The sequence below is a fragment of the Streptomyces sp. NPDC060209 genome, from assembly GCF_042728155.1.
In the GTDB taxonomy this organism is placed as follows: domain Bacteria; phylum Actinomycetota; class Actinomycetes; order Streptomycetales; family Streptomycetaceae; genus Streptomyces.
Map to the genome: position 1 here is coordinate 1 of NZ_JBHWZS010000120.1, position 23,566 is coordinate 23,566.

Here is a 23,566-nt window from a genome sequence, read left to right on the forward strand (position 1 = left end):
GAGCTGAAGCTCGCCTCCACCGTCCCGGCCGACGACGCCGAGGTCTGGGCGAGCTGACCCCGCCCGCGCGGGCCGCTGCGCCGGTTCCGGCCGGCCCGCGCGCATCGGCCTCCTCCGCGACGCCTCACGCGGCCGCCGGCCGGCCACATGGTGCTGTGAACGAAGTCAATGACGAAGTAGCCTGCCCGTTCGAGCGGCCTCCTCGTCATGCCGTCCAGCCCTTTGGAGATCCCGATGGCTTCCCCCGACACCGTGCCGGTCAGCCTGGCCGAAATCGCGCGGATCGCCGGGGTCGGCCGGGCAGCGGTGAGCAACTGGCGTCGGCGCCATGACTCCTTCCCCGCCCGGATCGGCGGGACGGACGTCAAACCCCAGTTCGCTCTGGACGAGGTGGAGCGATGGCTGAGGGACAACAGCAGACTGAAGGCGGCCGGCGGCCTAGAACTGCTGTGGCCCCGGTTCGAGGCACTGGGCAGCCGGGACGAGGCGGGCCTCGCCATCGCCGACGCCGCACACCGCATGCGCGGCTCTCGGCACCGCGCCACCGCGCCTCCACTCTCCGGGCGGGCGCTGGCTCTCGTGGCCGAAGCGGTGGAACTCGGGAGACACGAAGGGCCCGCCGAGACCTTCGACTTCCTGCTGCAACGCTGGCTGGACGCCCATGTGCGCCAGATCAGCGCGACCCCGCCCCGGCTCGCCTCGCTGATGGCGCGCATCGCGCTGCGTGCGCGCACCGGGCGCGGACAGACCGCTCTCACGGCGTTCGATCCCGCTTGCGGCTCGGCGCACCTGCTCTCCGCCGCGGCGGCGGCCGGGCGCGACGGTGAACGGGTCGAGCTGTACGGCTGCGAAACAGACGGAGCGCTGGCGGCGCTGGCGGGCGCGCGCCTGGAGTTCGCCGGAGACGACCGGGACGTGCGAGCCGGGATCGCTGCCGGTGACTCACTCCGTGAGGACCCCTACCCGGACCTGAAGGCCGACATCGCGCTGTGCAATCCGCCCTTCAACGAACGCGACTGGGGTTACGAGGAGCTGGCCACCGACCCCCGGTGGGCGTATGGGCTCCCGCCCCGCACCGAACCCGAACTCGCCTGGGTGCAGCACCTTCTGGCCCATCTGCGCCCCGGCGGCACCGCCGTGGTGGTTCTTCCGCCGGCCGTCGCCTCGCGCCGTGCCGGCCGCCGGATACGCGGTTCCCTCCTCCGTCACGGCCTCCTGCGTGCCGTGGTCGCCCTGCCACCGGGCTGCGCACAGCCTCACAGCGTCTCGCTCCAGCTGTGGGTCCTGCGCGCGCCTGACGGGAACGCCGGCCACGGAGCCGACGACGCCATGCTGATCGACGGCTCGTCGCACTCGCGGACCGGCGGCCGGGGGCCGGACTGGGATGTGGTCGAGGACCTGGTCCTCTCCTCGCTGGAGAGTCTGGACCGTCCTGCCGCGCGGCTGCCGCACGGAGCGCTCCGTGTTCCGCTGCTGGATCTCCTGGACGACGAGGTCGATGTGACGCCCGGCCGGTACGTCGCCGCGCGTCCCGAGCTGCTCGGACAGGAGACCGCCGCACGCTGGGGCGAGCTGGACGCGGCCTTGGCGTCCCTGCGGGAGCTGGGCACCGCACTCGCCGGCGTGGACGCCGCGCGCCCTGCCCCGGGCCGTCACCCGACCGCGACGGTCGGCGACCTGGCCAGAGCCGGCGCCCTCACTCTGAGGGCCGGCGCACAGCCCGCGGAGTCCGCCGAGATCCTCCGCGACCCCCGGGAGCACTCGATCCCCTACCTGACCGTGACGGACCTCCTGCTGGACGGTTCACCCGGTGCCTGGCTGTCCGGCCCGGAGCACCAGGCGATCGCCGAGGAGGGCGACGTCGTCGTGGCGGGTGTGGTCCGAGCGTTCGACGCATGGGTGCACGAGGGGCCACCGCTCGCTCTGGGAACGCAGCTCTTCGCCCTGCGGGTGGAACCCGGCAAACTCGATGCCCACTTCCTCGCCGGCTGCCTCAGGGCGACGGCGAACGGCCGTCACGCGGGAACTCACGCGTCGAGTTCCTCCCGCGTGGATGTGAGGCGCCTGGCGGTCCTCCAGCTCCCGTTGGAGGACCAGATGCCGTACAGCGAGTCCTTCCGCCGGATCACGTCGTTCCGAGGCCTGCTGTCGCGGACCCGGTCCCTCGGCGCCTCCCTGTCCCGCGACCTGAACGACAGGCTCGCCTCCGGCGGCCCCGGGGCGAGCGGCTGAGCGACGCCGGCGCCCTTCACTCCCCCTCCGTACGAACGAGGACCGAACGTTGAACCCAGAGCCCTCCCCCTTCCAGCTGATGCCCGGCGCCTCCGGGTCGCCGGTGCTGCTGCACGTCCCGCACTCCTCCCGGGTCATCCCGCAGCGGGTGCGCGGTGGCATCGTGCTCGACGACGGGGCGCTCGAAGCCGAGCTCGACCACATAACGGACTCCCACACGGCCGACCTGGCCTCCAGGGCCATCGAGTTCTGCGCCGTGCCCCCCTGGCGCTTCGTCAACGGGCTGTCTCGACTGGTCGTCGACCCCGAACGGTTCCCTGACGACCGGGAGGAGATGCTGGCCTCCGGCATGGGTGCGGTCTACACCCGCACCACACACCGGGAGCGGCTCCGCCCGCCCGGGGCGGATCCGGAGCCGCTGCTCGACCGCTATTTCCACCCGTACGCGCACGCGATGACCGCAGCCGTCGACGAACGGCTCGCCGCCACAGGACGCGCCGTCGTCATCGACGTCCACTCCTATCCGTCCACCGCGCTCCCTTACGAACTGCACGGCACCGGCCCGCGCCCTCCGGTCTGTCTGGGGACCGACGGCTTCCACACTCCGCCGGGGCTCCTGGCCCTGGCGGAGGCGGCGTTCTCCGGATTCGGCGGCACAGGACTGAACAGCCCCTTCCCCGGTACGTACGTGCCGCTGAAGCACTACGGGACGGACCGGCGGGTCGGCGCGCTGATGATCGAGATCCGGCGCGACCTGTACATGGCCGAGCCTGGCGGCCCGGCCGGCCCGGGGCTCGACGCGCTGGCCTCGGCGCTGGCCGGGCTGGTGGACGGACTCATGGACGCATGACGGGGGCGGCTACCTGGGGCGGGTGTAGGGCCGGGTCATGATCTCCATGTTGTGGCCGTCCGGGTCCTTGAAGTAGGCCCCCTGGCCCCCGAAGAGGCGGTTGATCCGGCCGGGTTCGGTGTGATTGGGGTCGGCGTAGTAGGTGACGTCGAGCGCCCGGAGCCGGGCGATCATGGTGTCGAACTGCGCGTCGGGGACGAGGAAGGCGTAGTGCTGCGACTGCACCGGCTCGTCCCGCAGTTGGTAGTAGTCGAGCGTCACACCGTTCCCCAGATCGACGGGCAGGAACGGCCCGAACGGTGCGCCGACCTCCAGGCCCAGGACCGCGGCGATGAACTCCGCGGACAGGCTGCGGTCGGTGGCGTATACGGCGTGATGGTTCAACTGGACCACGTCGACGCCCTGCTGGGCCGTGTGTGCGTCCTGCTGCTGCGTGTGGGACATGTCTGATACGTCTCCGTGTCGTGGATTCCGCTGGAAGAGGGCGCCTCGAACGGGCGCCGGGCGGGGAAACACGACAGGGCGGCGGGGCTCGGGCCCGCCACGCGCTCACGCAGGGGCCGGGCACCTCTCGCGTACGTGGCCCGTGGCCGACCCGGCAGTCATGAGGCAGATCCTAACGGCTTCGCCATCCGGCCGCACCGGCCCCGAGGGGCGCACAAGGGGCGCATGCGAGGCGTACCGGGCCGGTGCCCCGACGCGGAAAACCACTTGTGGCAGCACGGTGGTTCGGCTTGGGTTCGTTTCCGTGACCGCCTTGAGTGCACTCGTCCGCCCGGAACGCTATCCCCGCTCCTCCCGCTACGACCCGGCGTGGCTTCTCGGCCTCGACATGGGCCCGAATCCGCTGTGGCTCCTGGAGGACCTGGCGCGGGATCTCGATCTGCGCCCTGGGATGCGGATCCTCGACCTGGGGTCCGGCAAGGGAGCGACGTCGGTGTTCCTGGCGCGCGAATACGGAGCGCACGTCGTCGCGGCCGACTGGTGGATCGCCCCCGAGGACGCCGCCGCCGTCTTCGCCGAGGCGGGGGTCGGTGACCGGGTGGAGGCCGTGCGGGCCGAGGCGCACGTCCTGCCGTTCGAGGAGGAGAGCTTCGATGCGATCGTGAGCATCGACGCGTTCGAGTACTTCGGGACTTCGGACAGCTACCTGCCCTACCTGGCACGGTTCCTGCGCCCGGGCGGACAACTGGGCATCGCCACGCCCGCCATGACACGCGAGGTACGCGACCTCGGAGCGATCCCGCCCCACATCAAGCAGGTGGTCGGCTGGGAGGCCGTCGCGTGGCACACCGCCGAGTGGTGGCGCTTCCAGTGGGACGTCACCGAGCTGGTGCGTGTCACGTCCGCGCGTCTGCAGCAGGACGCCTGGCGGGACTGGCTGCTCTGGTCCGAGGCGTGTGCCGAGCACCGGCCGGACGGCCGGAAGGCGAATCAGCCCGTGATCGACATGCTCAAGGAGGACGGCGGGGAGTTCCTGTCCTTCGCCCTGGTGACGGCCCGCAAGAACTGAGGCAGGCCGTGGTGTCCGGCGCGTCGCTACTCGACTGCCGGCGTCACTCGTTGGGAAGAGGGGAGCCAGGCTGACCTCCGTTCACCTCGACCTCCGGCACGGCCGGCCGGCCGTGCCGGAGTGAGGCGCGGCGTCAGAAGAAGACCCCGCACCTCAGCAGCACGTTCGCGTACGGCCGGGCTTCCCCCGTCCGTACCACCAGGCGGGCGGATGCCGTGAGCGCCTTCAGCTGTTCGTGCGGCACGAAAGCCAGGTCGGGGAGGCGGGCGGCCAGCAGACGGGCGGCTTCCGGGTTGGCCTCCGCCATCTCCTCGGCCGCCGTCGCGCCCTCCACGACCAGCTCGTCCAGCAGCCCGTCGAGGACCTCGGCGAACGACGGGACGCCGGCCCGGAAGGCCAGGTCGACCACGCGGGGTCCCGGCGGTATGGGCATGCCCACGTCGCAGATGAGGACGCCGTCGCCGTGGCCGAGTCCGGCCAGGGCGCCCGCGAGGTGGCGGTTCAGGATGCCTGACTTCTTCACAGTGCCGAGACCTCTTCCACGGTGGGGAAGGACGCCTGCGCGCCCTCCTTGGTGACGGCTGCCGCGCCGACCCGTACGGCGTACGCGGCGGCGTCGGTGAGTTCCTCGCCCAGGCCGAGCCGCCAGGCGAGGGCGGCGGTGAACGCGTCACCTGCGCCCGTGGTGTCCACGGCCTCAACACGGGGGCTCGGCACCCGTACGGGGTCGCCGGCGCGGGTGTCGGAGACCAGGGCGCCTTCCGCGCCCAGAGTGATCACAACCGAACGCGGTCCGAGGGCGGTGAGCCCCCGCGCCCAGGACTCCGGGGTGGTGCCCGCGCTCTCCCCGAGGATGAAGCGCGCCTCGTGCTCATTGACCACCAGCGGGTCGCAGGCGGCCAGCACCTCGTCGGGGAGCGGCGCGGGCGGGGAGGGATTGAGGACCAGCCGCGCGCCCGGGCCGAGGGCGCGGGCCGTCTCCGCGACGGTGTCCAGCGGGATCTCCAGTTGTGCGGAGACGACGCGGGCCGATGCGAACAGAGGACCCGCGGCCCTGATGTCCTCGGGGGTCAGCCGGGCGTTGGCTCCCGGGGACACGACGATGCTGTTGTCTCCCGAGGGGTCGACGGTGATGAGGGCGACTCCCGTCGGCGCCCCGCCGACGAGGACTCCGCCGGTGTCGACGCCCGCCTCCTGCTGCGAGGCCCGCAGCAGCCGCCCGTGGGCGTCGTCGCCGACCCGTGCCAGCAGCGCCGTACGGGCACCGAGGCGGGCGGCGGCGACCGCCTGGTTGGCGCCCTTGCCGCCGGGATGGACGACGAGGTCGGAGCCGAGCACCGTCTCGCCCGGTCCGGGGCGGCGTTCGACGCCCACGACCAGGTCGGCGTTGGCCGAGCCGACGACCAGGAGGTCGTACCGGGAGGGGGCGGAGGGGGCGGAGTCATCGTTCCCGTACATCTGGGTAGTGCCTTCCGTGATCAGGAGAAGTCGGCGACGTTCTGCCGGGTGACGACCTTGACCGGCACCTTCACCATGCTGTCGACCTTCTTGCCGTCGGCCGCCCGGACCGCGTTCTGTACTGCGATCTTCCCCAGTTCCTTGGGCTGCTGGGCCACGGACGCGTACAGCGTGCCCGCCTCGACCGCCGTCAGGCCGTCGGGGGTTCCGTCGAAGCCGACGACCGAGACGGTCTTCCCGGCCTTGCTGCCCAGTGCCTTGACCGCGCCGAGCGCCATCTCGTCGTTCTCGGCGAAGACGCCGGTGATCCCGGGGTGGGACTGGAGCAGGTTGGTCATGACGTCCAGGCCCTTGGTGCGGTCGAAGTCGGCCGGCTGGGTCGCCACGATCTTGATGCCCGGGTACGCCTTGATGCCTTCGGCGAAGCCCGCGCCGCGTTCACGGCTGGCGGAGGTGCCGGCGGTGCCCTGGAGGACGATGATGCTGCCCTTGCCGCCGAGCCGGTCGGCGAGCGACTTGGCGGCGAGCTTGCCGCCTGCCACGTTGTCGGAGGCGACGAGCGTCGCGGTCTCGGCCTTGTTGACCCCGCGGTCGGCGGCGACCACCGGGATGCCGGCCTTGTTGGCACCTCGGACACCGGGACCGACCGCGTCGGAGTCCACCGGGTTGACGATGACGGAGTCCACTCCGGAACTGGTGAAGTTCTCCAGCTGGTTGGCCTGCTGCGAGGCGTCGTTCTGGGCGTCGGTGACGGTGAGGTCGACCCCGGCCGCCTCGGCCTCCTCCTGCGCGCCCTCCTTCATCTGGACGAAGAAGGGGTTGTTCAGGGTGGAGAGCGACATGCCCACCTTGGTGGTGCCGCCGGAGGAACCGGACTTGAAGAAGGTCACGGCGGCGATGACGGCGGCCAGGCAGACCACCGCGACGCCGAGCTGCATCGCTCCCTTTCGCCCCTTCCCGGGTGATCCGGGCGCGGCGGACGAGCCGCCGGCGGAAGCGGCCCCGGATCCGGCCTTGCGGCGCAGCGTGTCGAGGAGCACCGCGAGGGCGATGACGACGCCGATGACGACCTGCTGCCAGAAGGCGGACACGGACAGGAGGTTGAGGCCGTTGCGCAGCACCGCGAGGATGAGTGCGCCGATCAGGGTGCCTGACGCCTTGCCGACGCCGCCCGCGAGGCTGGCGCCGCCGATGACGACCGCGGCGATCGCGTCGAGTTCGTATCCCTGCGCCGCCTGCGGCTGCGCGGAGACCAGACGGGACGCGAGGACGATGCCCGCGACGGCGGCGAAGAGGCCGGACAGGGCGTAGATGGCCAGCTTCTGCTTCTTGACGCGCAGTCCGGAGAGCCGGGCCGCTTCCTCGTTGCCGCCGATGGCGTACATGGAGCGGCCGATGTAGGTGCGGGCCAGGATGAGTGCGGCTATCAGGCCCATGGCGATCATCACGAGGACCGGGACGGGCAGCCAGCCGCCGAGCGTGTCACCGAGTACGGAGACGGAGTCGGGGAAGGGGATCGGCCTGCCCTGGGAGATGACCAGGGACAGGCCCCGGGCGACCGAGAGCATGGCCAGCGTCGCGATGAAGGAGGGCAGCTTTCCGTACGCGACGAGGGCGCCACTGACGAAGCCGCAGGCGATGCCGGTGGCGACGGCGATGATGACCGCCAGCCAGACGGGCACGCCCGCGGACGTCGCCGACCAGGCGAGGACGGTGGCCGATAGCGCGGCGACCGAGCCGACGGAGAGGTCGATGCCCGCCGAGACGATGACGAAGGTGACACCGAACGCGAGGATCGCGGTCACCGCGGCCTGGACGCCGACGTTCAGGAGGTTCTGGGTGGTGAGGAAGTCGCCGGAGAGCAGCGACATCGCCACCAGGAGGACGACCAGCGCGCTGAGGGCGCCGTTGTCGAGCAGGAGGCGGCGGAGGGTGTGTCCGGCGCCGGCCGCGCCCGCCTTGCTCGGATGCGTGTCAGTGGCCACGGGGGCTCTCCTCTGCGTTCTCTGTGTGCTCGGTGGGTGCTGTTACCGGGGCGGCGCTGACGGCGAGTGCCATCACGGCGTCCTGGGTGGCTTCGTGCGCGGGGAGTTCTCCGGCGATGCGGCCCTGGGCCATGACCAGCACCCGGTCGCTCATGCCGAGGACCTCGGGCAGGTCGCTGGAGATCATCAGGACGGCGTGGCCGGAGGCCGTCAGCTCGTTGATGAGCTGGTAGATCTCGACCTTGGCTCCGACGTCGATCCCGCGCGTCGGCTCGTCGAGGATCAGCACACGGGTGTCGGCCAGGAGCCACTTCCCGATGACGACCTTCTGCTGGTTGCCACCGGACAGGGTGCGGACGTGCTGGCCGAGGCCGGCCATCCGTACACCGAGCTGCTCGGCGATGCGGGCGGCGGCGGTGCGCTGTCCCTTGACGTCGACGATCCCGGAGCGGGTCGCCGAGCGGAGGGTGACGAGGCCGAGGTTCTCCTGCACGGAGGCGTCCAGCACGAGGCCCTGGCCCTTGCGGTCCTCGGGGACGAGCCCGATCCCGGCGCCCATGGCGGCGGTCACGTCGTGCTTGCCGAGGCGCTCGCCCCGTACGTCGACGGTCCCGGTGTCGTAGGGGTCGGCGCCGAAGACGGCGCGGGCGACCTCGGTCCGGCCCGCTCCGACGAGTCCGGCGAGGCCGACGACCTCACCGGCCTTCACCTCGAAGCTGATGTCGTGGAAGACCCCGTTGCGGGTGAGTCCGCGGACGGAGAGCAACGGCGGCCCCGTTTCGGGGCGTTCGCGCGGGTACTGCTGGTCGATGCTGCGTCCCACCATGAGCTGGACGAGTTCTGCCTCGGGGGTCGAGGCGGGCACCTGGTCGATGCTGCGGCCGTCGCGAAGGACGGTGACGCGGTCCCCGAGGGCGGCGATCTCGTCGAGGTGGTGGGTGATGAAGACGACGCCGACGCCGTCCGCGCGCAGCTGCCGCACGATCCCGAAGAGCTTGTCGACCTCTTCGGAGGTGAGGACGGCGGTCGGCTCGTCCATGATCAGGACACGGGCGTCCAGACTGAGCGCCTTCGCGATCTCGACCATCTGCAGCCGGGCGATGCCCAGTTCACGGACTCTGGCCCTCGGCGAGATGTGCAGGCCCACACGGCGCAGCAGCACCTCGGCGTCGGCTTCCATACGCCGCCGGTCGATCAGGCCGAAGCGGCGCGGCTGGCGGCCCAGGAAGATGTTCTCGGCGACCGTCAGATCGGGCACCAGGTTGAACTCCTGGTAGATCGTGGCGATCCCGAGCTTCTCGGCGTCCTGTGCGCCGTGGATGCGCACCTCCTGGCCGCCGGCGAAGATCCGGCCGCCGTCCGGGCGGTAGGCGCCGGAGAGCATCTTGATGAGGGTGCTCTTGCCCGCGCCGTTCTCACCGAGCAGGACGTGTACTTCGCCGCTGCGCAGATCGAAGTCGACACTGTCCAGGGCGACGACACCGGGGAAGGTCTTGCGTACGCCTTCGATGCGCAGCAACTCGACTGATTCGCTCACTCGTTGCTCCCGGAGGTGGAGGTGCGCTCGCCGCAGGAGCTGCGTACGACGAGGCTGGCGGGCAGGGTGACGGACTGCGGGGGCCGGCCCTCGACGATGTCGACCAGGGCTCGCACGGCGGCACGGCCCAGGTCGCCCGTCGGCTGGGCGATCGCGGTGATCGGCGGACCGGTGTGGACGAACCACGGGATGTCGTCGAAGGCCGCGATCCCGATGTCCTCGGGGACGCGCAGGCCGCGTGCGCGGATGGCGTCCAGGGCGCCGAGCGCCATGAGGTTGTCGGCGGCGAACACGATCTCGGGCGGTTCGGGGAGTGACAGGAAGTGCTCGGTGACGCGCCGGCCGCTGTCGGCCTGGAAGTCTCCCTGGCCGATGTAGGCGTCGGGCAGTGCGAGTCCGTGGGCCCGCATCGCTTCCCGGAAGGCCTCGACGCGTTCGTTACCGGTGGTGGTGGCCGCCGGGCCCGCGATGATGGCGAGCCTGCGGTGGCCGAGCGCGTGGAGATGGGCGACCAGGTCCTGGATGGCCCGGTGGCCGTCCGCGCGCACGACGGGGATGTCCACTCCGGGGATCCACCGGTCGACGAAGACCATCGGGGTTCCGGTGCGTGCGACGTCCAGCAGCAGCGGGGACTCGCCGTCGGCGGGCGAGACCAGGAGTCCGTCGATCCTGCGGTCCAGGAGCGTGCGGACGTGGTGGTCCTGCTGTTCGAGCCGCTCGTCGGCGTTGCCGATGATCACGCTGTAGCCGAGCACGCGGGCCTCCTCCTCGACGGAGCGGGCCAGCGCGGTGAAGTACGGATTGAGTACGTCACTGATGACGAGGCCGAGCGTGCGTGTCTGGTCGGTGCGCAGCGAGCGGGCCACCGCGTTGGGCCGGTAGCCGAGTGCGTCGACGGCGGCGTGGACGCGTCTGCGTGCGTCCGGGCTGACGGAGGGATGGCTGTTGAGGACACGGGAGACCGTGGCGACAGAGACTCCTGCCTGGGCCGCGACATCCTTGATGCTCGCCATTTCCGGACCACCTCCTTGTGGTTTCCGTGAGCCTCGAAACCAGCGGAACGGGCCGTGGAATCGATTACATGGATGATTGGAATCGATTACATGGCTGAAAACAAGTACCTGGGAACCGGACGAGACCGGATCGTGATGGGGAGAGCCGGGGACACGCGCCCCGAACACGCAAAAGGACCCCAGATCAACTGGGGTCCCTGCTGGTGTCCGAGGGGGGACTTGAACCCCCACGCCCGATAAAGGGCACTAGCACCTCAAGCTAGCGCGTCTGCCATTCCGCCACCCGGACAAGGTGTCTGTCGTCCCGGGGTGTTCCCCGTGGCGACAAAGAAAACAATACCAGGGGTTTGGGGTGCCTCTCACCTGCGTTTTCGGTGGTCAGTGCGGTGCGGACGCTCCCGGGCTGACCTGACGTCGAGTCGCGTACTCACCGTGGCGTGCCGTGTACGCGGAGTCGTGGCGGGCTACCTTCGCGGGCATGAGTGGGAAGAGCGGCCCGAGCGGCGGGAGCGAGCGCGTTCACCGGCCGCCCCGAGCGCTGACCTCGCTGCGCGAGCGGCTGCGCGACACGTTCTGGGTCGCGCCGATCGTGGGGCTCGCGTGCGCCTTCGTCCTGTGGTGGGTCCTCTCGGATCTGGACACCAGGATCGTCGCGCATCTGAAGAAGGAGGGTGCGTACGAGGAACTCGGTGATCTCCTCGCCTTCGCCGTGGACGCCCGGACGATCGTCACCACGGTCAGCGCGGCGATGATGACCTTCATCGGTGTCGTCTTCAGCATCTCGCTGGTGGCCGTGCAGATGGCGAGCGGGCAGCTCACCCCGCGCGTCGTCCGGATCTTCGTACGGAGCAGGATCAGCAAGCTCACGCTGACGGTGTTCCTGGCGACCTTCGCGTTCTCACTGCTCGTCCTGACCTCATACGAGGGCGGAGCGGAGCCGGACCCCCGGCGGGTGACGTCGGTGCCCCTGCTGCAGAGCCTGCTGACCCTCGGCCTGGTCGGCCTGAGTCTGCTGCTGTTCGTCGCCTACGTCTCGTCCACCCTGCGGCTCATGCAGGTCGGGCCCGTCCTCGACCACATCACCCGTGAGTCCCTCCGCGCGTTGGCGAGGCAGCCGGGAGGGGCGGCGGAGGAACCGCCGCCGGAGCCCGGGGCGGTGCACTTCGTGCACCAGGGGCGGGCGGGGGTGCTGCGGGATGTGGCGGTGGCACGGCTGGTGCGGGCGGCCCGACGGCACGGGGTCGTGCTGCGACTGGTGCCCCGGGTCGGGGACTTCGTGGTGCCGGGCACACCGGTACTCACCGTGCGCGGCGGGGCCGCCCCGCCTCCGCGCTCCCTGAGACACACCCTGTCGGTCGGAGTCGAGCGCGCCCTGCACCAGGATCCGGCGTTCGGCCTGCGCCAGTTGTCGGACATCGCGCTGCGTGCCCTCTCGCCGTCCGTGAACGATCCGACCACCGCGGTGCAGTGCCTGGACCGGATGGTGCAGTTCCTCTCCGTCGCCGTCGCGCTGCCACTCTCCACGCTGCACCACCGGGACCGTCTGGGCGAGGTACGGCTCGTCCAGACGGTGCCGGGGTGGACGGATCTCGTGGATCTGGCGTTCGAGGAGATCCGGTGGTGCGCGGCCGGGAGTCCTCAGGTCACGCGGCGGCTGCTGGCCGCGCTCGACGATCTGTTGCTGCTCGCCGCCGAGGAGCGGAGGAAGCCGCTGCTCAGGCACCGTGCGCTCGTGGTGGAAGCGGTGGAACGCACGGTGCCCGAGGCGGCCGGGCGGGCGTTCGCGCTGCGCCCGGACCGTCAGGGGATCGCTTGAGAGCCTCCCCTGACGACCTGCTCGAGCGTCTCCGGTTTACAGGTATCCGCTGTAGATGAACCTGGCGTTGACAGGGGTACCAGGGGCATTGTCGTCGAGATCGCCGGTGATCTCGTACCAGACGTTCCCCACGGAATTGATGCACTGGTAGTAGAGATGGACCGTCCGTCCGGCAGCGATGTGGCTGGTGACGGTAGAGCTTCCCGAGGCACCCCTATGGACCGGGGTACGGGCATTCGTCACCCCGCCCCTCCCGTACGCCTTGCAGGTGAGCGCGGCCTGCGTACTCACCCCACCGGACGCGACAAGGGTGTCGGCGGAAGCAGCGCCGGCCGACGGGGCGGCGCTGAATACGGCCGAGGCGACCAGGACAGGCAGGCCGATCGCCGTCCAGGCCTTAGTCTTCTTCACGAAGGGTTTCCTTACTCTTGCGAATTCGTCTTCTCTTTGGCACAGAACCGAGAGCCAGCGACGTATCGCGAAGATCGTATGAGCGTCCACCGGCGAGTTGACGGCGCATTACACATCCTTCAACCTTCCCTCGCACCTACGGCATGAGGTGGTAGTCGGGGAAGTTGCCCGGCAGCCTCTCCTCCCCGGGGCCGTCGGTCACGGCCCGTACGAGCAGTTCGCCGCCCACGAACGCGCCGCGCCAGGAGGCGCCGAAGCCTCCGAAGAGCTCCTCACGGTCCCCACGGGAACGCGGCTTGCCGTGACCGGTCTTGAAGGCGCGGATCTGCGGGGCCAGCCGCTCGTACGTCGCCGGGTCGTCGGTGGACAGGGTCGCGACCAGGGCGCCGTTCGACGCGTTCATGGCGGCGAGGAGCTCGGCCTCGGTGTCGACCAGGACGATCGTGTCGACCGGGCCGAAGGGTTCCGCGTGGTGGAGCGGCGAGGAGGGAGGGGGGTTCAGGAGCGTGACCGGGTGGAGGTATGCGCTGGTGTCCTGGCCGGGGAGGAAGCGGGCGTCCGCCTCGGATCCCTGGTGGAGGGGGACGGCCCCGCGGTCGATCGCCTCGGTGACCTGGTCGTGCAGCTCCTTGGCCTTGGTGGCGTTGATGAGAGGGCCGAAGTCCAGGACGGGGAGGGGGTCCGAGGGGTTTTCCACCGCGAGGGGGTGCCCGGTGCGGAGCGAGCGTACGGCGGGGAGGTAGGCCGCCAGGAAGTCCGCGAAGAGGGTGCGCTGGACGACGAAGCGGGGGTAGGCGGTGCAGCGCTGCTTGCCGTAGTCGAAGAGCTTCGGGATGACGGCGGTGAGCGACGGCCAGTCCGAGTAGTTCCAGACGCCCCAGGTGTTGAGGCCCTCCTGTTCGAGGATGTGCCTCTTGCCGAGGTCTGCGACGGCGGTGGCGATCCGGGCGCCGGTGTCCCGGCCTCCGACGAAGGAGACGCAGCCGATCTCGGCCGACCGGACGAGGGGCTCGGACAGTTCGCTTCCGCTGCCGCTGAGGAGGGTGAGTGGAACGCCCTCACGGACGGCGAGCGCGCAGGCCAGGGTGAGGCAGGAGACGCCGCCGTCGGTGGGGGTCTTGGCGATCACGGCGTTCCCGGCCAGGGCTTGCACGAGCATCGCGTGGACCAGCACGGACATGGGGTAGTTCCAGCTGGCGATGTTGGAGACGGGCCCTGCGAGAGGGGTGCGGCCGGCCAGCAGACGGTCGCTGTGGTCGACGTACCAGCGGACCCCGTCGATGGCGCGGTCCACGTCGGCCTGGGCGAGGCGCCAGGGCTTGCCGATCTCCCAGACCAGTAGGAGGGCGAGGAGTTCGCGGTGCTCGGTGAGGGCGTCGAGGGTGGCGGACACTCGGGCGCGGCGCTCGGGGAGCGGGATGTGACGCCAGGCCCGGTGGGCGTCGAGGGCCGCTCGTACGGCGACCCGGGCGGCCGGCGCGTCGAGCCGGGGCGGGCCGGCGACGGGGGTGCCGTCGACGGGGCTGGTGGCGGGGAGGGTGCGGCCGTCGGGGTGCCAGGCGGCGGCCCAGAGGTTGCGGACACGGTCGTCCTGGAATGCCTCGGGGGCGGCGGCGAGGCAGCGGTGCCAGGCGTCCTGCCAGGCCGTTCCCGGCTTGATGGTGAGGGTGGTGGTCGCTGGAGATGTCATGGGGTCTCCGCTCTGAGGTGCGGGGGCTTGGTCGGCACGGGTGCGCGCGGTGCGGTCGGGGGCGGAGCAGGTGGTTCTCAGGTGCGCGCGGTGCGGTCGGGGGCGGGCGGCCCTCGGGTGCGGGTGGCGCGGGGCGGGCGGAGAGGGCTGTGCGCCCGCGGCGGACCTGTTCCCCTGCCCGCCCCTTCCCGAAACCGGGGCCCCTCTCCGTCTCCCCCGGACAGCGTCCGGGGGACCTCCTACGGGCTTGGATCGACGTCAGCCGCGGAGGCGGTCCTCTGCCAGGCGGGCCGTTTCCGTGGGGGTGGCCCCCACCGCGACCCCCGCGGCCTCCAGCGCCTCCTTCTTGGCCGAAGCGGTGCCCGAGGAGCCCGAGACGATCGCTCCCGCGTGGCCCATCGTCTTGCCCTCGGGGGCCGTGAAGCCCGCGATGTAGCCGACCACCGGCTTGGTGATGTGCCGGACGATGTGGGCCGCCGCGCGTTCCTCCGCGTCGCCTCCGATCTCGCCGATCAGGACGATCAGTTCGGTGTCCGGGTCGTTCTCGAACGCCGTCAGACAGTCGATGTGCGTCGTGCCGATCACCGGGTCACCGCCGATGCCCACCGCCGTCGAGAAACCTGTCTCGCGGAGCTCGTGCATCAGCTGGTAGGTGAGCGTGCCCGACTTGGAGACCAGGCCGATGCGGCCGGGCTTCGTCGCGATGTCGGCGGGGATGATGCCCGCGTTGGACTGGCCCGGGCTGATGACCCCGGGGCAGTTGGGTCCGAGGATGCGGGTGCCGCGCGCCCGGGCGTGGGCGTGGAAGGCCACGGCGTCGTGGACGGGGATGCCCTCCGTGATGACCACGGCCAGGCCGATGCCCGCGTCCGCCGCCTCGACGACGGCCGCCCTGGCGAACGCCGGCGGGACGAATACGACGGTTACGTCGGCGCCGGTGGCGTCCATGCCGTCGCGTACGGAGCCGAAGACCGGGACCGTACGGTCGTCGAGGTCCACGGTGCGGCCCGCCTTGCGCGGGTTGACGCCGCCGACGATCTGGGTGCCCGCCGCGAGCATCCGCACGGTGTGCTTCATGCCCTCGGCGCCGGTCATGCCCTGGACGAGGACCTTGCTCTCCTTGCTGAGGAAGATAGCCATGATCAGTGCCCTCCCAGGGCCAGTCGGGCTGCTCGGTCGGCCGCGCCGTCCATCGTGGTGACCTGCTGGACCATCGGATGCGCCCGGCCGTCGAGGATCGCCCGGCCGCGTGCGGCGTTGTTGCCGTCGAGGCGGACGACCAGGGGTTTGGTCAGGTGGACGGAGTCGAGGGCCTGGACGATGCCGTCGGCGACGGCGTCGCAGGCCGTGATCCCGCCGAACACGTTGACGAAGACGGACTTCACCGAGGGGTCGGAGAGGATGACCGTGAGGCCGTCGGCCATGACGCGGGCCGAAGCACCTCCCCCTATGTCGAGGAAGTTGGCCGGGCGGGCCCCGCAGCCGGCCACCACGTCGAGGGTGGACATGACGAGTCCCGCGCCGTTGCCGATGATGCCGACCTCACCGTCGAGCTTGACGTAGTTGAGCCCCTTGTCGGCGGCCGCCGCCTCCAGCGGGTCCCCGTGCGGGTCCGCGGTGTCCGCGCCCCAGCGGGACTGCCGGAAGGCCGCGTTGTCGTCGAGGGTGACCTTGCCGTCCAGGGCGAGGATCCGGCCGTCCGCGGTGCGCACCAGCGGGTTGACCTCGACGAGCAGGGCGTCCTCCTCGGTGAGGACCTGCCACAACGCCTGGAGTGCGGAGGCCGTCTCCGGCGGGAGGGAGGCCGCCTCGGCGATCCGCGCCGCCACGGCAGCCGTGACCCCCTCGGACGGATCGACCGGGATCCGGGCGACCGCCTCCGGGCGGGTGGCGGCGACCTCCTCGATGTCCATGCCCCCCTCCGCCGAGGCGATGGCGAGGAAGGTCCCGGCTGCCCGGTCCAGGACGTAGCTGACGTAGAACTCCTTCTCGATGTCGACGGGCTGAGCGAGCATCACCGTCCGGACCAGGTGGCCCTTGATGTCCATGCCGAGGATCTGGCGTGCGGTGACGACGGCGGCCGCGGGGTCCGCAGCGACCTTCACCCCGCCGGCCTTGCCCCGGCCGCCCACTTTCACCTGCGCCTTGACGACGACACGGCCGCCGAGCCGCTCGGCCGCCGCGTGGGCCGCGGACGGGTGGTCCACGACCTCGGCGTCCGGTACGGCGATGCCGTGATCCGCGAAGAGTTGCCTTGCCTGGTGCTCGTACAGATCCATAGCCACTCCCGATCGTGCCGATTGTGAAAGTGCCGCACGCCCCCTGGACACCACCCACCGGATGCGGGATAACAAGCTTCATACAGTATTCGTCGACTGTATGCAATGTACCGCGAGAGCGGCGGAGCGGCTCCCGCACTCCCCTACGAAGGGACAGGACATCGCCATGCCCGAGGACAGCCAGGACAACCAGAACCTCATCTCCGGTGGGCACTTGGTCGCCAAGGCACTCAAGGCGGAGGGGGTGGAACGCATCTACACCCTCTGTGGCGGCCACATCATCGACATCTACGACGGCTGCGTCGACGAGGGCATCGAAGTCGTCGACGTCCGGCACGAGCAGGTCGCCGCCCACGCCGCCGACGGCTACGCCCGGATCACCGGGAAGCCGGGATGCGCCGTCGTCACGGCGGGCCCGGGGACGACCGATGCCGTCACCGGCGTCGCCAACGCCTTCCGCGCGGAGTCACCGATGCTCCTGATCGGTGGTCAGGGAGCGCACACCCAGCACAAGATGGGTTCGCTCCAGGACCTGCCGCACGTCGACATGATGACGCCCATCACCAAGTTCGCGGCCACCGTGCCGGACACCGCGCGGGCGGCGGACATGGTGTCGATGGCGTTCCGGGAGTGCTACCACGGGGCGCCGGGGCCGTCCTTCCTGGAGATCCCGCGCGATGTGCTCGACGCCAAGGTTCCGGTGGGCAAGGCGCGGGTCCCCGAAGCGGGTCTGTACCGCGCGTCCACCCGGGCGGCCGGCGATCCGGCCGACATCGAGAAGCTCGCCGATCTGCTCGTCCACGCCGAGAAGCCCGCCATCCTGCTGGGCAGCCAGGTCTGGACGACGCGCGCCACGGACTCCGCCACCGAGCTCGTCCGGACCCTCAACATTCCCGCGTACATGAACGGCGCGGGCCGCGGCACCCTGCCGCCCGGCGATCCGCACCACTTCCAGCTCTCGCGGCGCTACGCGTTCTCCAACGCCGACCTGATCGTGATCGTGGGGACTCCCTTCGACTTCCGGATGGGCTACGGCAAGCGGCTCTCGCCCGATGCCACCGTCGTCCAGATCGACCTCGACTACCGCACCGTGGGCAAGAACCGCGACGTCGACCTCGGGATCGTCGGTGACGCCTCGATCGTCCTGAAGGCCGTCACGGAGGCCGCGAGCGGCCGGCTCAACGGCGGATCGGCTCTGCGCAAGGCGTGGCTGGACGAACTGCGCGCCGCCGAGCAGACCGCGATCGAGAAGCGGCTGCCCCAACTGAAGTCGGACGCCTCGCCCATCCACCCCTACCGGCTGGTGAGCGAGATCAACGACTTCCTCACCGAGGACTCCATCTACATAGGGGACGGCGGCGACATCGTCACCTTCTCCGGACAGGTCGTCCAGCCCCGCACCCCCGGTCACTGGATGGACCCGGGCCCGCTCGGCACGCTCGGGGTCGGGGTGCCCTTCGTGCTGGCCGCCAAGCAGGCCAGGCCCGACAAGGAGGTGGTGGCGCTGTTCGGCGACGGCGCGTTCTCCCTCACCGGGTGGGACTTCGAGACACTGGTCCGCTACAACCTCCCCTTCGTCGGCATCGTCGGAAACAACTCCTCGATGAACCAGATCCGTTACGGCCAGAAGGCCAAGTACGGCGACGAGCGCGAGCGGATCGGCAACACCCTCGGGGACGTCCACTACGACAAGTTCGCCCAGATGCTGGGCGGTTACGGCGAAGAGGTGCGTGACCCCGCGGACATCGCGCCGGCGCTGCGCAGGGCACGTGAGTCGGGGCTCCCCTCACTCATCAACGTCTGGGTCGACCCGGACGCGTACGCCCCCGGAACGATGAACCAGACCATGTACAAGTAGAGGAGCCGTTGGCATGACCAAAGCTCTTGAGGGCGTGCGCGTCCTCGACATGACGCACGTACAGTCCGGTCCCTCCGCCACCCAGCTGCTCGGCTGGCTCGGGGCGGACGTGGTCAAGCTGGAGGCGCCGAGCGGCGACATCACCCGCAAGCAGTTGCGCGATCTGCCCGACGTCGACTCCCTCTACTTCACGATGCTCAACTGCAACAAGCGGAGCATCACCCTCAACACCAAGAGCGAGCGCGGCAAGGAGATCCTCACCGAGCTCATCCGCCGCAGCGACGTGATGGTGGAGAACTTCGGTCCGGGCGCCGTCGACCGCATGGGATTCACCTGGGAGCGGATCCAGGAGATCAACCCCCGGATCGTCTACGCCTCCATCAAGGGCTTCGGCGAGGGCCCGTACACCAACTTCAAGGCGTACGAGGTGGTCGCGCAGGCCATGGGCGGCTCGATGTCCACCACCGGATTCGCCGACGGGCCGCCGCTCGCGACCGGCGCTCAGATCGGCGACTCGGGCACGGGGATCCACGCGGTCGCCGGCATCCTCGCCGCCCTGTTCCAGCGCGAGAACACCGGACGCGGGCAGCGGGTGAACGTCGCGATGCAGCACGCGGTGCTCAACCTCTGCCGGGTCAAGCTGCGCGACCAGCAGCGACTGGAGCACGGCGCGCTCGCCGAGTACCCGAACGCACAGGACACCGCCGACGCCGACGAGGTCCCGCGCAGCGGAAACGCCAGTGGCGGCGGCCAGCCGGGGTGGGCGGTGAAGTGCGCGCCGGGCGGGCCCAACGACTACGTGTACGTCATCGTGCAGCCCGTCGGCTGGAAACCCCTGTCCGCACTGATCGGCCGGCCCGAGCTGGCGGACGACCCCGAGTGGGCGACGCCGGAGTCCCGGCTGCCGAAGCTGGGGAAGATGTTCCAGCTGATCGAGGAGTGGTCGGCGACGCTCCCCAAGTGGGACGTCCTGGAACAGCTCAACGCGCACAACATCCCGTGCGGCCCGATCCTCTCCACCAAGGAGATCGTCGAGGACGAGTCCCTCGCCGCCAACGAGATGGTCGTCCGTGTCGAGCATCCCGAGCGCGGCACCTTCACCACCGTCGGCAGCCCGCTGAAGCTGTCCGACTCCCCCGTCGAGATCGTCACCTCCCCGCTGCTCGGTGAGCACAACGCGGAGGTCTACGTCGGCGAACTGGGCCTGGGCGACGAGGAACTGCGGCTGCTGAAGACGAACGGAGTCATCTGAGCATGGCCGGAACAGTCGAGACACAGGAGCAGGAACGCGTCAGGGCGCTGCTCGACCGCGTCCGGGGCGAGGGGCGCAGCGCGCTCACCGCGCCGGAGGGGAAGATCATCGCTGACGCGTACGGGATCACGGTGCCAGGCGAGGGCCTGGCCCGGGACGTGGACGAGGCGGTCGCGCTCGCCGACCGGCTCGGCGGGTCCGTCGTACTCAAGATCGTCTCCCCCGACATCCTGCACAAGACGGATGCGGGCGGCGTCGTGGTCGGGGTGTCGGGCGCACAGGAGGTACGCGCGGCGTTCTGCAAGATCGTGAAGAACGCGCGGGCGTACTCGGCCGACGCGCGTATCGAGGGCGTGCAGGTGCAGCAGCTCGTGCCGCCCGGCCAGGAAGTCATCGTCGGCGCGGTCACCGACCCGACGTTCGGGAAGGTGGTGGCATTCGGCCTGGGCGGTGTCCTGGTCGAGGTGCTCAAGGACATCACCTTCCGGCTGGCGCCCGTGACCGCGGACGAGGCGCAGTCGATGCTCGACTCGATCGGCGCCGCGGAGATCCTGAAGGGGGTGCGTGGCGCGCCGGCCGTGGACCGGTGGGCGCTGGCGGAGCAGATCCGGCGGGTCTCCCAACTGGTCACGGACTTCCCCGAGATCGCGGAGGTGGACCTCAATCCCGTCATCGCGTCGCCGGACGGGGCGGTCGCCGCCGACATCCGGATCCTGCTGACGACCGAGGAGGTGAAGGCGCGGCGCCGGTACAGCCGGGAGGAGATCCTCGTATCGATGCGCCGGCTGATGGAGCCGCGGTCGATCGCGGTCATCGGTGCCTCCAACGAGCAGGGGAAGATCGGCAATTCGGTGATGCGCAACCTCATCGACGGCGGGTTCGCGGGCGAGATCCATCCCGTGAACCCCAAGGCCGATGACATTCTCGGCCGCAAGGCGTACAAGAGTGTCACCGACGTTCCCGGTGAGGTGGATGTGGCGGTCTTCGCGATCCCCGCCAAGTTCGTTGCATCGGCGCTCCAGGAGGTGGGCCGCAAGGGGATCCCCAACGCCGTGCTCATTCCGTCCGGCTTCGCCGAGACGGGCGAACATGCCCTGCAGGACGAGATCGTGGCGATCGGCGAGCAGTACGGTGTGCGGCTGCTCGGGCCGAACATCTACGGCTACTACTCGACGTGGCAGGACCTCTGCGCAACGTTCTGCACCCCGTACGACGTCAAGGGCCCGGTGGCGCTGACCTCGCAGTCCGGCGGTATCGGCATGGCGATCCTGGGGTTCGCGCGGTCGACGAGGACGGGCGTCTCGGCGATCGTCGGGCTCGGCAACAAGTCCGACATCGACGAGGACGACCTGCTGACCTGGTTCGGCGAGGATCCGAACACCAAGTGCATCGCGATGCACCTGGAGGACCTCAAGGACGGGCGGGCGTTTGTGGAGGCGGCGCGGGCGACCGTGCCGAAGAAGCCGGTCGTGGTCCTCAAGGCGGGCCGGACGAGTGCGGGTGCCAAGGCGGCGGGCTCCCACACGGGCGCGCTGGCCGGGGACGACGCCGTCTACGACGACATCCTGCGGCAGGCCGGGGTGATCCGGGCTCCGGGTCTGAACGACATGCTGGAGTACGCGCGTGCGCTGCCCGTGCTGCCGGCCCCCCAGGGCGACAACGTCGTGATCATCACGGGGGCGGGCGGATCGGGGGTTCTCCTTTCGGACGCGATCGTCGACAACGGACTCTCGCTGATGGAGATCCCGCCGGACCTGGACACCGCGTTCAAGGCGTTCATCCCGCCGTTCGGGGCGGCCGGGAACCCGATCGACATCACGGGCGGTGAGCCTCCGTCGACGTACGAGGCGACGATCCGGCTGGGGATGGAGGATCCGCGGATCCACGCCCTGGTGCTGGGCTACTGGCACACGATCGTCACACCGCCGATGGTCTTCGCGGAGCTGACCGCCCGGGTGGTGGAGGAGTTCCGGGCACGCGGGATCGAGAAGCCCGTGGTGGCGTCGCTGGCGGGTGACACAGAGGTCGAGGAGGCATGCGCCTACCTGTTCGAGCGGGGCGTCGTGGCGTATCCGTACACCACGGAGCGACCGGTCGCCGTGCTCGGCGCGAAGTACAGGTGGGCCAGGGCCGCCGGGTTGTTGGGCGGTGGCCGATGACCTGATGGCGACGGCTCGAACCACGGGGTCTGCGGCGTACCGCTCCGCCGCGGACCCCCGCGAGAAGTGAGAACGGGCAGGGGGCGCTGGCCAGACTTCTTCCACGCAAGGGGTTCGATCGACAATGACGACAACAGACCTCTCCACATCCGTCCCCTTCAGGGAGGTGACGGACGCCAACGGCCGGACCTACCGGCTCGGCGAGAGCGACATCGACATCATGGGCCGCAAGCGCAAGTGGATGGTCATCCTGCCGTGGGTCGGCATGATGGGCATCAGCTCGGCCGAGTACGCCTTCGCGTCGGCGGAGGACACGCTGCACCACGCGCACAACTGGGACAGCGGTCACATCTACTGGATGATGACCGTCTGGGTGTTCTTCCAGGCCGCGGTCGCGATGCCCGCGGGCAGGCTGCGGGAGACCGGCAGGCTGCCGGCCCGCTGGGCGATGATGCTCGGCGCGACGGGCACCCTCCTCGGCTACCTGTCACTGGCGTACGCGCCGCACGTGATCGTCGCGTACATCGGCTTCAGTGTGTTCTCCGGCATGGGCGCGGGCATGGTGTACGCCACCTGCGTCAACATGGTCGGCAAGTGGTACCCGGAGCGCAGGGGCGGCAAGACGGGCTTCGTCAACGGCGGTTTCGCCTACGGTTCGGTGCCGTTCGTCTTCATCTTCACCGGGTTCATGGACGTCACCAACTTCAGGTGGGTCCTGGTCACGGCGGGCGTCTTCCTCGCCGCGCTCGTGGCCTGCGCAGGCTTCTTCTTCCGGGACCCGCCGAAGAACTGGTGGCCCGCCGAGATCGACCCGCTCAACCCGCCCGAGGACCCGCGGGCCCGCCGTGCGCTGGAGAAGAACCCGCCGGCCATCAAGCAGTACTCCCCGGGCGAGGCCTGGAGGACCGGCCGCGTGGCGCTGATGTGGTGCTGCCTCGCCTGTACCTCCGGCGTGAACATCTTCGGTATCGCCTTCCAGGTCGACATCGGCCAGGACGCGGGCTTCGCCGCCGGGATCGTGGCCACCGCCATGTCACTCAAGGCGATCGTCAACGGCACCGGGCGCGGCGTCATCGGCTGGCTCTCCGACCTCTACGGCCGCAAGAAGTGCCTGCTCTACGTCTGCGTCATCCTGGGGCTCGCTCAGTTCGGCATCATCTGGTCCGCCGAGATGAAGAGCCTGCCGCTGTTCCTGCTCTTCTCCGCCATCTCCGGCTTCGGCGGTGGCGCCATCTTCCCGATGTTCGCCGCGATGACCGCGGACTACTTCGGTGAGAACAACAACGCCACCAACTACGGCATGGTCTACAGCTCCAAGCTCGTCTCCGGACTCGGGGCGGGAATGGGCTTCCTGGTCGTCGACGCCTGGGGGCTCAACGGCGCCTTCATCCTGGCGGGCAGCATCTCGTTCTTCGCGGGATTCCTCGCCCTGTTCCTCGCGGCACCCGGCCGCGACCGGAAGGGCAACCCACTGGTGAAGGTCGAAGCTGCTCCGGTGATCCGGGAGACCGAC

18 protein-coding genes and 1 tRNA gene are annotated in these 23,566 nt (G+C 70.3%); 8 read left to right on the top strand and 11 right to left on the bottom strand.

Annotated features, from left to right (window positions below; translation table 11 throughout):
• Positions 1-234: 234 nt before the first annotated feature.
• Positions 235-2,232, top strand: coding sequence for an N-6 DNA methylase (locus ACFWFI_RS22615; RefSeq protein WP_387393143.1), 1,998 nt, complete (start codon positions 235-237; stop codon positions 2,230-2,232).
• A 79-nt stretch (positions 2,233-2,311) separates the two neighbouring features.
• Positions 2,312-3,082: an N-formylglutamate amidohydrolase gene (locus ACFWFI_RS22620; RefSeq protein ID WP_387393191.1), complete on the top strand. Its 771-nt coding sequence runs from the start codon at positions 2,312-2,314 to the stop codon at positions 3,080-3,082.
• 9 nt (positions 3,083-3,091) lie between these two features.
• On the opposite strand, the gene ACFWFI_RS22625 is transcribed toward ACFWFI_RS22620, so the two are convergent.
• Positions 3,092-3,526, bottom strand: a complete 435-nt coding sequence (locus ACFWFI_RS22625) for a VOC family protein (protein ID WP_387393146.1) — start codon at positions 3,524-3,526, stop codon at positions 3,092-3,094.
• Between the two features lie 304 nt (positions 3,527-3,830).
• Between ACFWFI_RS22625 and ACFWFI_RS22630 the strand changes: the two genes are divergently transcribed.
• A complete protein-coding gene (locus tag ACFWFI_RS22630) occupies positions 3,831-4,595 on the top strand; it encodes an SAM-dependent methyltransferase (protein ID WP_387393149.1) in 765 nt (254 codons plus the stop codon).
• Positions 4,596-4,728: 133 nt separating this feature from the next.
• Here ACFWFI_RS22630 and rbsD read toward each other — a convergent pair whose 3' ends face one another.
• The 6 genes from rbsD to ACFWFI_RS22660 all read right to left on the bottom strand — a co-directional run bounded on the left by rbsD (position 4,729) and on the right by ACFWFI_RS22660 (position 10,877).
• Positions 4,729-5,118 (bottom strand): D-ribose pyranase, encoded by a 390-nt coding sequence (gene rbsD, locus ACFWFI_RS22635; RefSeq protein WP_387393152.1) that lies wholly within the window; start codon positions 5,116-5,118, stop codon positions 4,729-4,731.
• Positions 5,115-6,053, bottom strand: coding sequence for a ribokinase (locus ACFWFI_RS22640; RefSeq protein WP_387393155.1), 939 nt, complete (start codon positions 6,051-6,053; stop codon positions 5,115-5,117). Before ACFWFI_RS22640 ends, rbsD begins: the two co-directional genes overlap by 4 nt.
• 20 nt (positions 6,054-6,073) lie before the next feature.
• Complete coding sequence (locus ACFWFI_RS22645; protein WP_387393157.1) at positions 6,074-8,038, bottom strand: ABC transporter permease/substrate-binding protein; 1,965 nt, start codon at positions 8,036-8,038, stop codon at positions 6,074-6,076.
• The gene (locus tag ACFWFI_RS22650) at positions 8,028-9,575 is read right to left on the bottom strand and encodes a sugar ABC transporter ATP-binding protein (RefSeq protein ID WP_387393160.1); all 1,548 of its coding nucleotides are present in this window, start codon (positions 9,573-9,575) and stop codon (positions 8,028-8,030) included. Before ACFWFI_RS22650 ends, ACFWFI_RS22645 begins: the two co-directional genes overlap by 11 nt.
• On the bottom strand, positions 9,572-10,588 hold the full coding sequence (locus tag ACFWFI_RS22655) for a LacI family DNA-binding transcriptional regulator (RefSeq protein ID WP_387393163.1): 1,017 nt from the start codon (positions 10,586-10,588) through the stop codon (positions 9,572-9,574). The genes ACFWFI_RS22650 and ACFWFI_RS22655 overlap by 4 nt, the downstream gene beginning before the upstream one ends.
• A 201-nt stretch (positions 10,589-10,789) precedes the next feature.
• A tRNA-Leu gene (locus tag ACFWFI_RS22660) sits at positions 10,790-10,877 on the bottom strand.
• A gap of 189 nt (positions 10,878-11,066) precedes the next feature.
• On the opposite strand from ACFWFI_RS22660, the gene ACFWFI_RS22665 reads away from it, so the two are divergent.
• Positions 11,067-12,404 carry a DUF2254 domain-containing protein gene (locus ACFWFI_RS22665; protein WP_387393166.1) on the top strand — a complete coding sequence of 446 codons (1,338 nt, stop codon included), beginning with the start codon at positions 11,067-11,069 and terminating at the stop codon, positions 12,402-12,404.
• Between the two features lie 36 nt (positions 12,405-12,440).
• On the opposite strand, the gene ACFWFI_RS22670 is transcribed toward ACFWFI_RS22665, so the two are convergent.
• The 4 genes from ACFWFI_RS22670 to sucC form a co-directional block, all read right to left on the bottom strand.
• Positions 12,441-12,815, bottom strand: a complete 375-nt coding sequence (locus ACFWFI_RS22670; RefSeq protein ID WP_387393168.1) for a hypothetical protein — start codon at positions 12,813-12,815, stop codon at positions 12,441-12,443.
• A gap of 136 nt (positions 12,816-12,951) precedes the next feature.
• Positions 12,952-14,505, bottom strand: coding sequence for an aldehyde dehydrogenase family protein (locus ACFWFI_RS22675; protein ID WP_387393171.1), 1,554 nt, complete (start codon positions 14,503-14,505; stop codon positions 12,952-12,954).
• Positions 14,506-14,763: 258 nt separating this feature from the next.
• Positions 14,764-15,645 carry a succinate--CoA ligase subunit alpha gene (gene sucD, locus ACFWFI_RS22680; protein ID WP_387393173.1) on the bottom strand — a complete coding sequence of 294 codons (882 nt, stop codon included), beginning with the start codon at positions 15,643-15,645 and terminating at the stop codon, positions 14,764-14,766.
• A gap of 2 nt (positions 15,646-15,647) precedes the next feature.
• Positions 15,648-16,784, bottom strand: a complete 1,137-nt coding sequence (gene sucC / locus ACFWFI_RS22685; protein WP_387393176.1) for an ADP-forming succinate--CoA ligase subunit beta — start codon at positions 16,782-16,784, stop codon at positions 15,648-15,650.
• 166 nt (positions 16,785-16,950) lie between these two features.
• Between sucC and ACFWFI_RS22690 the strand changes: the two genes are divergently transcribed.
• The 4 genes from ACFWFI_RS22690 to ACFWFI_RS22705 form a co-directional block, all read left to right on the top strand.
• On the top strand, positions 16,951-18,642 hold the full coding sequence (locus ACFWFI_RS22690) for a thiamine pyrophosphate-binding protein (RefSeq protein ID WP_387393179.1): 1,692 nt from the start codon (positions 16,951-16,953) through the stop codon (positions 18,640-18,642).
• Positions 18,643-18,655: 13 nt separating this feature from the next.
• A complete protein-coding gene (frc, locus tag ACFWFI_RS22695; RefSeq protein ID WP_387393182.1) occupies positions 18,656-19,894 on the top strand; it encodes a formyl-CoA transferase in 1,239 nt (412 codons plus the stop codon).
• Between the two features lie 2 nt (positions 19,895-19,896).
• The gene (locus ACFWFI_RS22700; RefSeq protein ID WP_387393185.1) at positions 19,897-22,053 is read left to right on the top strand and encodes an acetate--CoA ligase family protein; all 2,157 of its coding nucleotides are present in this window, start codon (positions 19,897-19,899) and stop codon (positions 22,051-22,053) included.
• A gap of 124 nt (positions 22,054-22,177) precedes the next feature.
• On the top strand, positions 22,178-23,566 hold a 1,389-nt coding region (locus ACFWFI_RS22705), incomplete at its 3' end, for an OFA family MFS transporter (protein WP_387393188.1).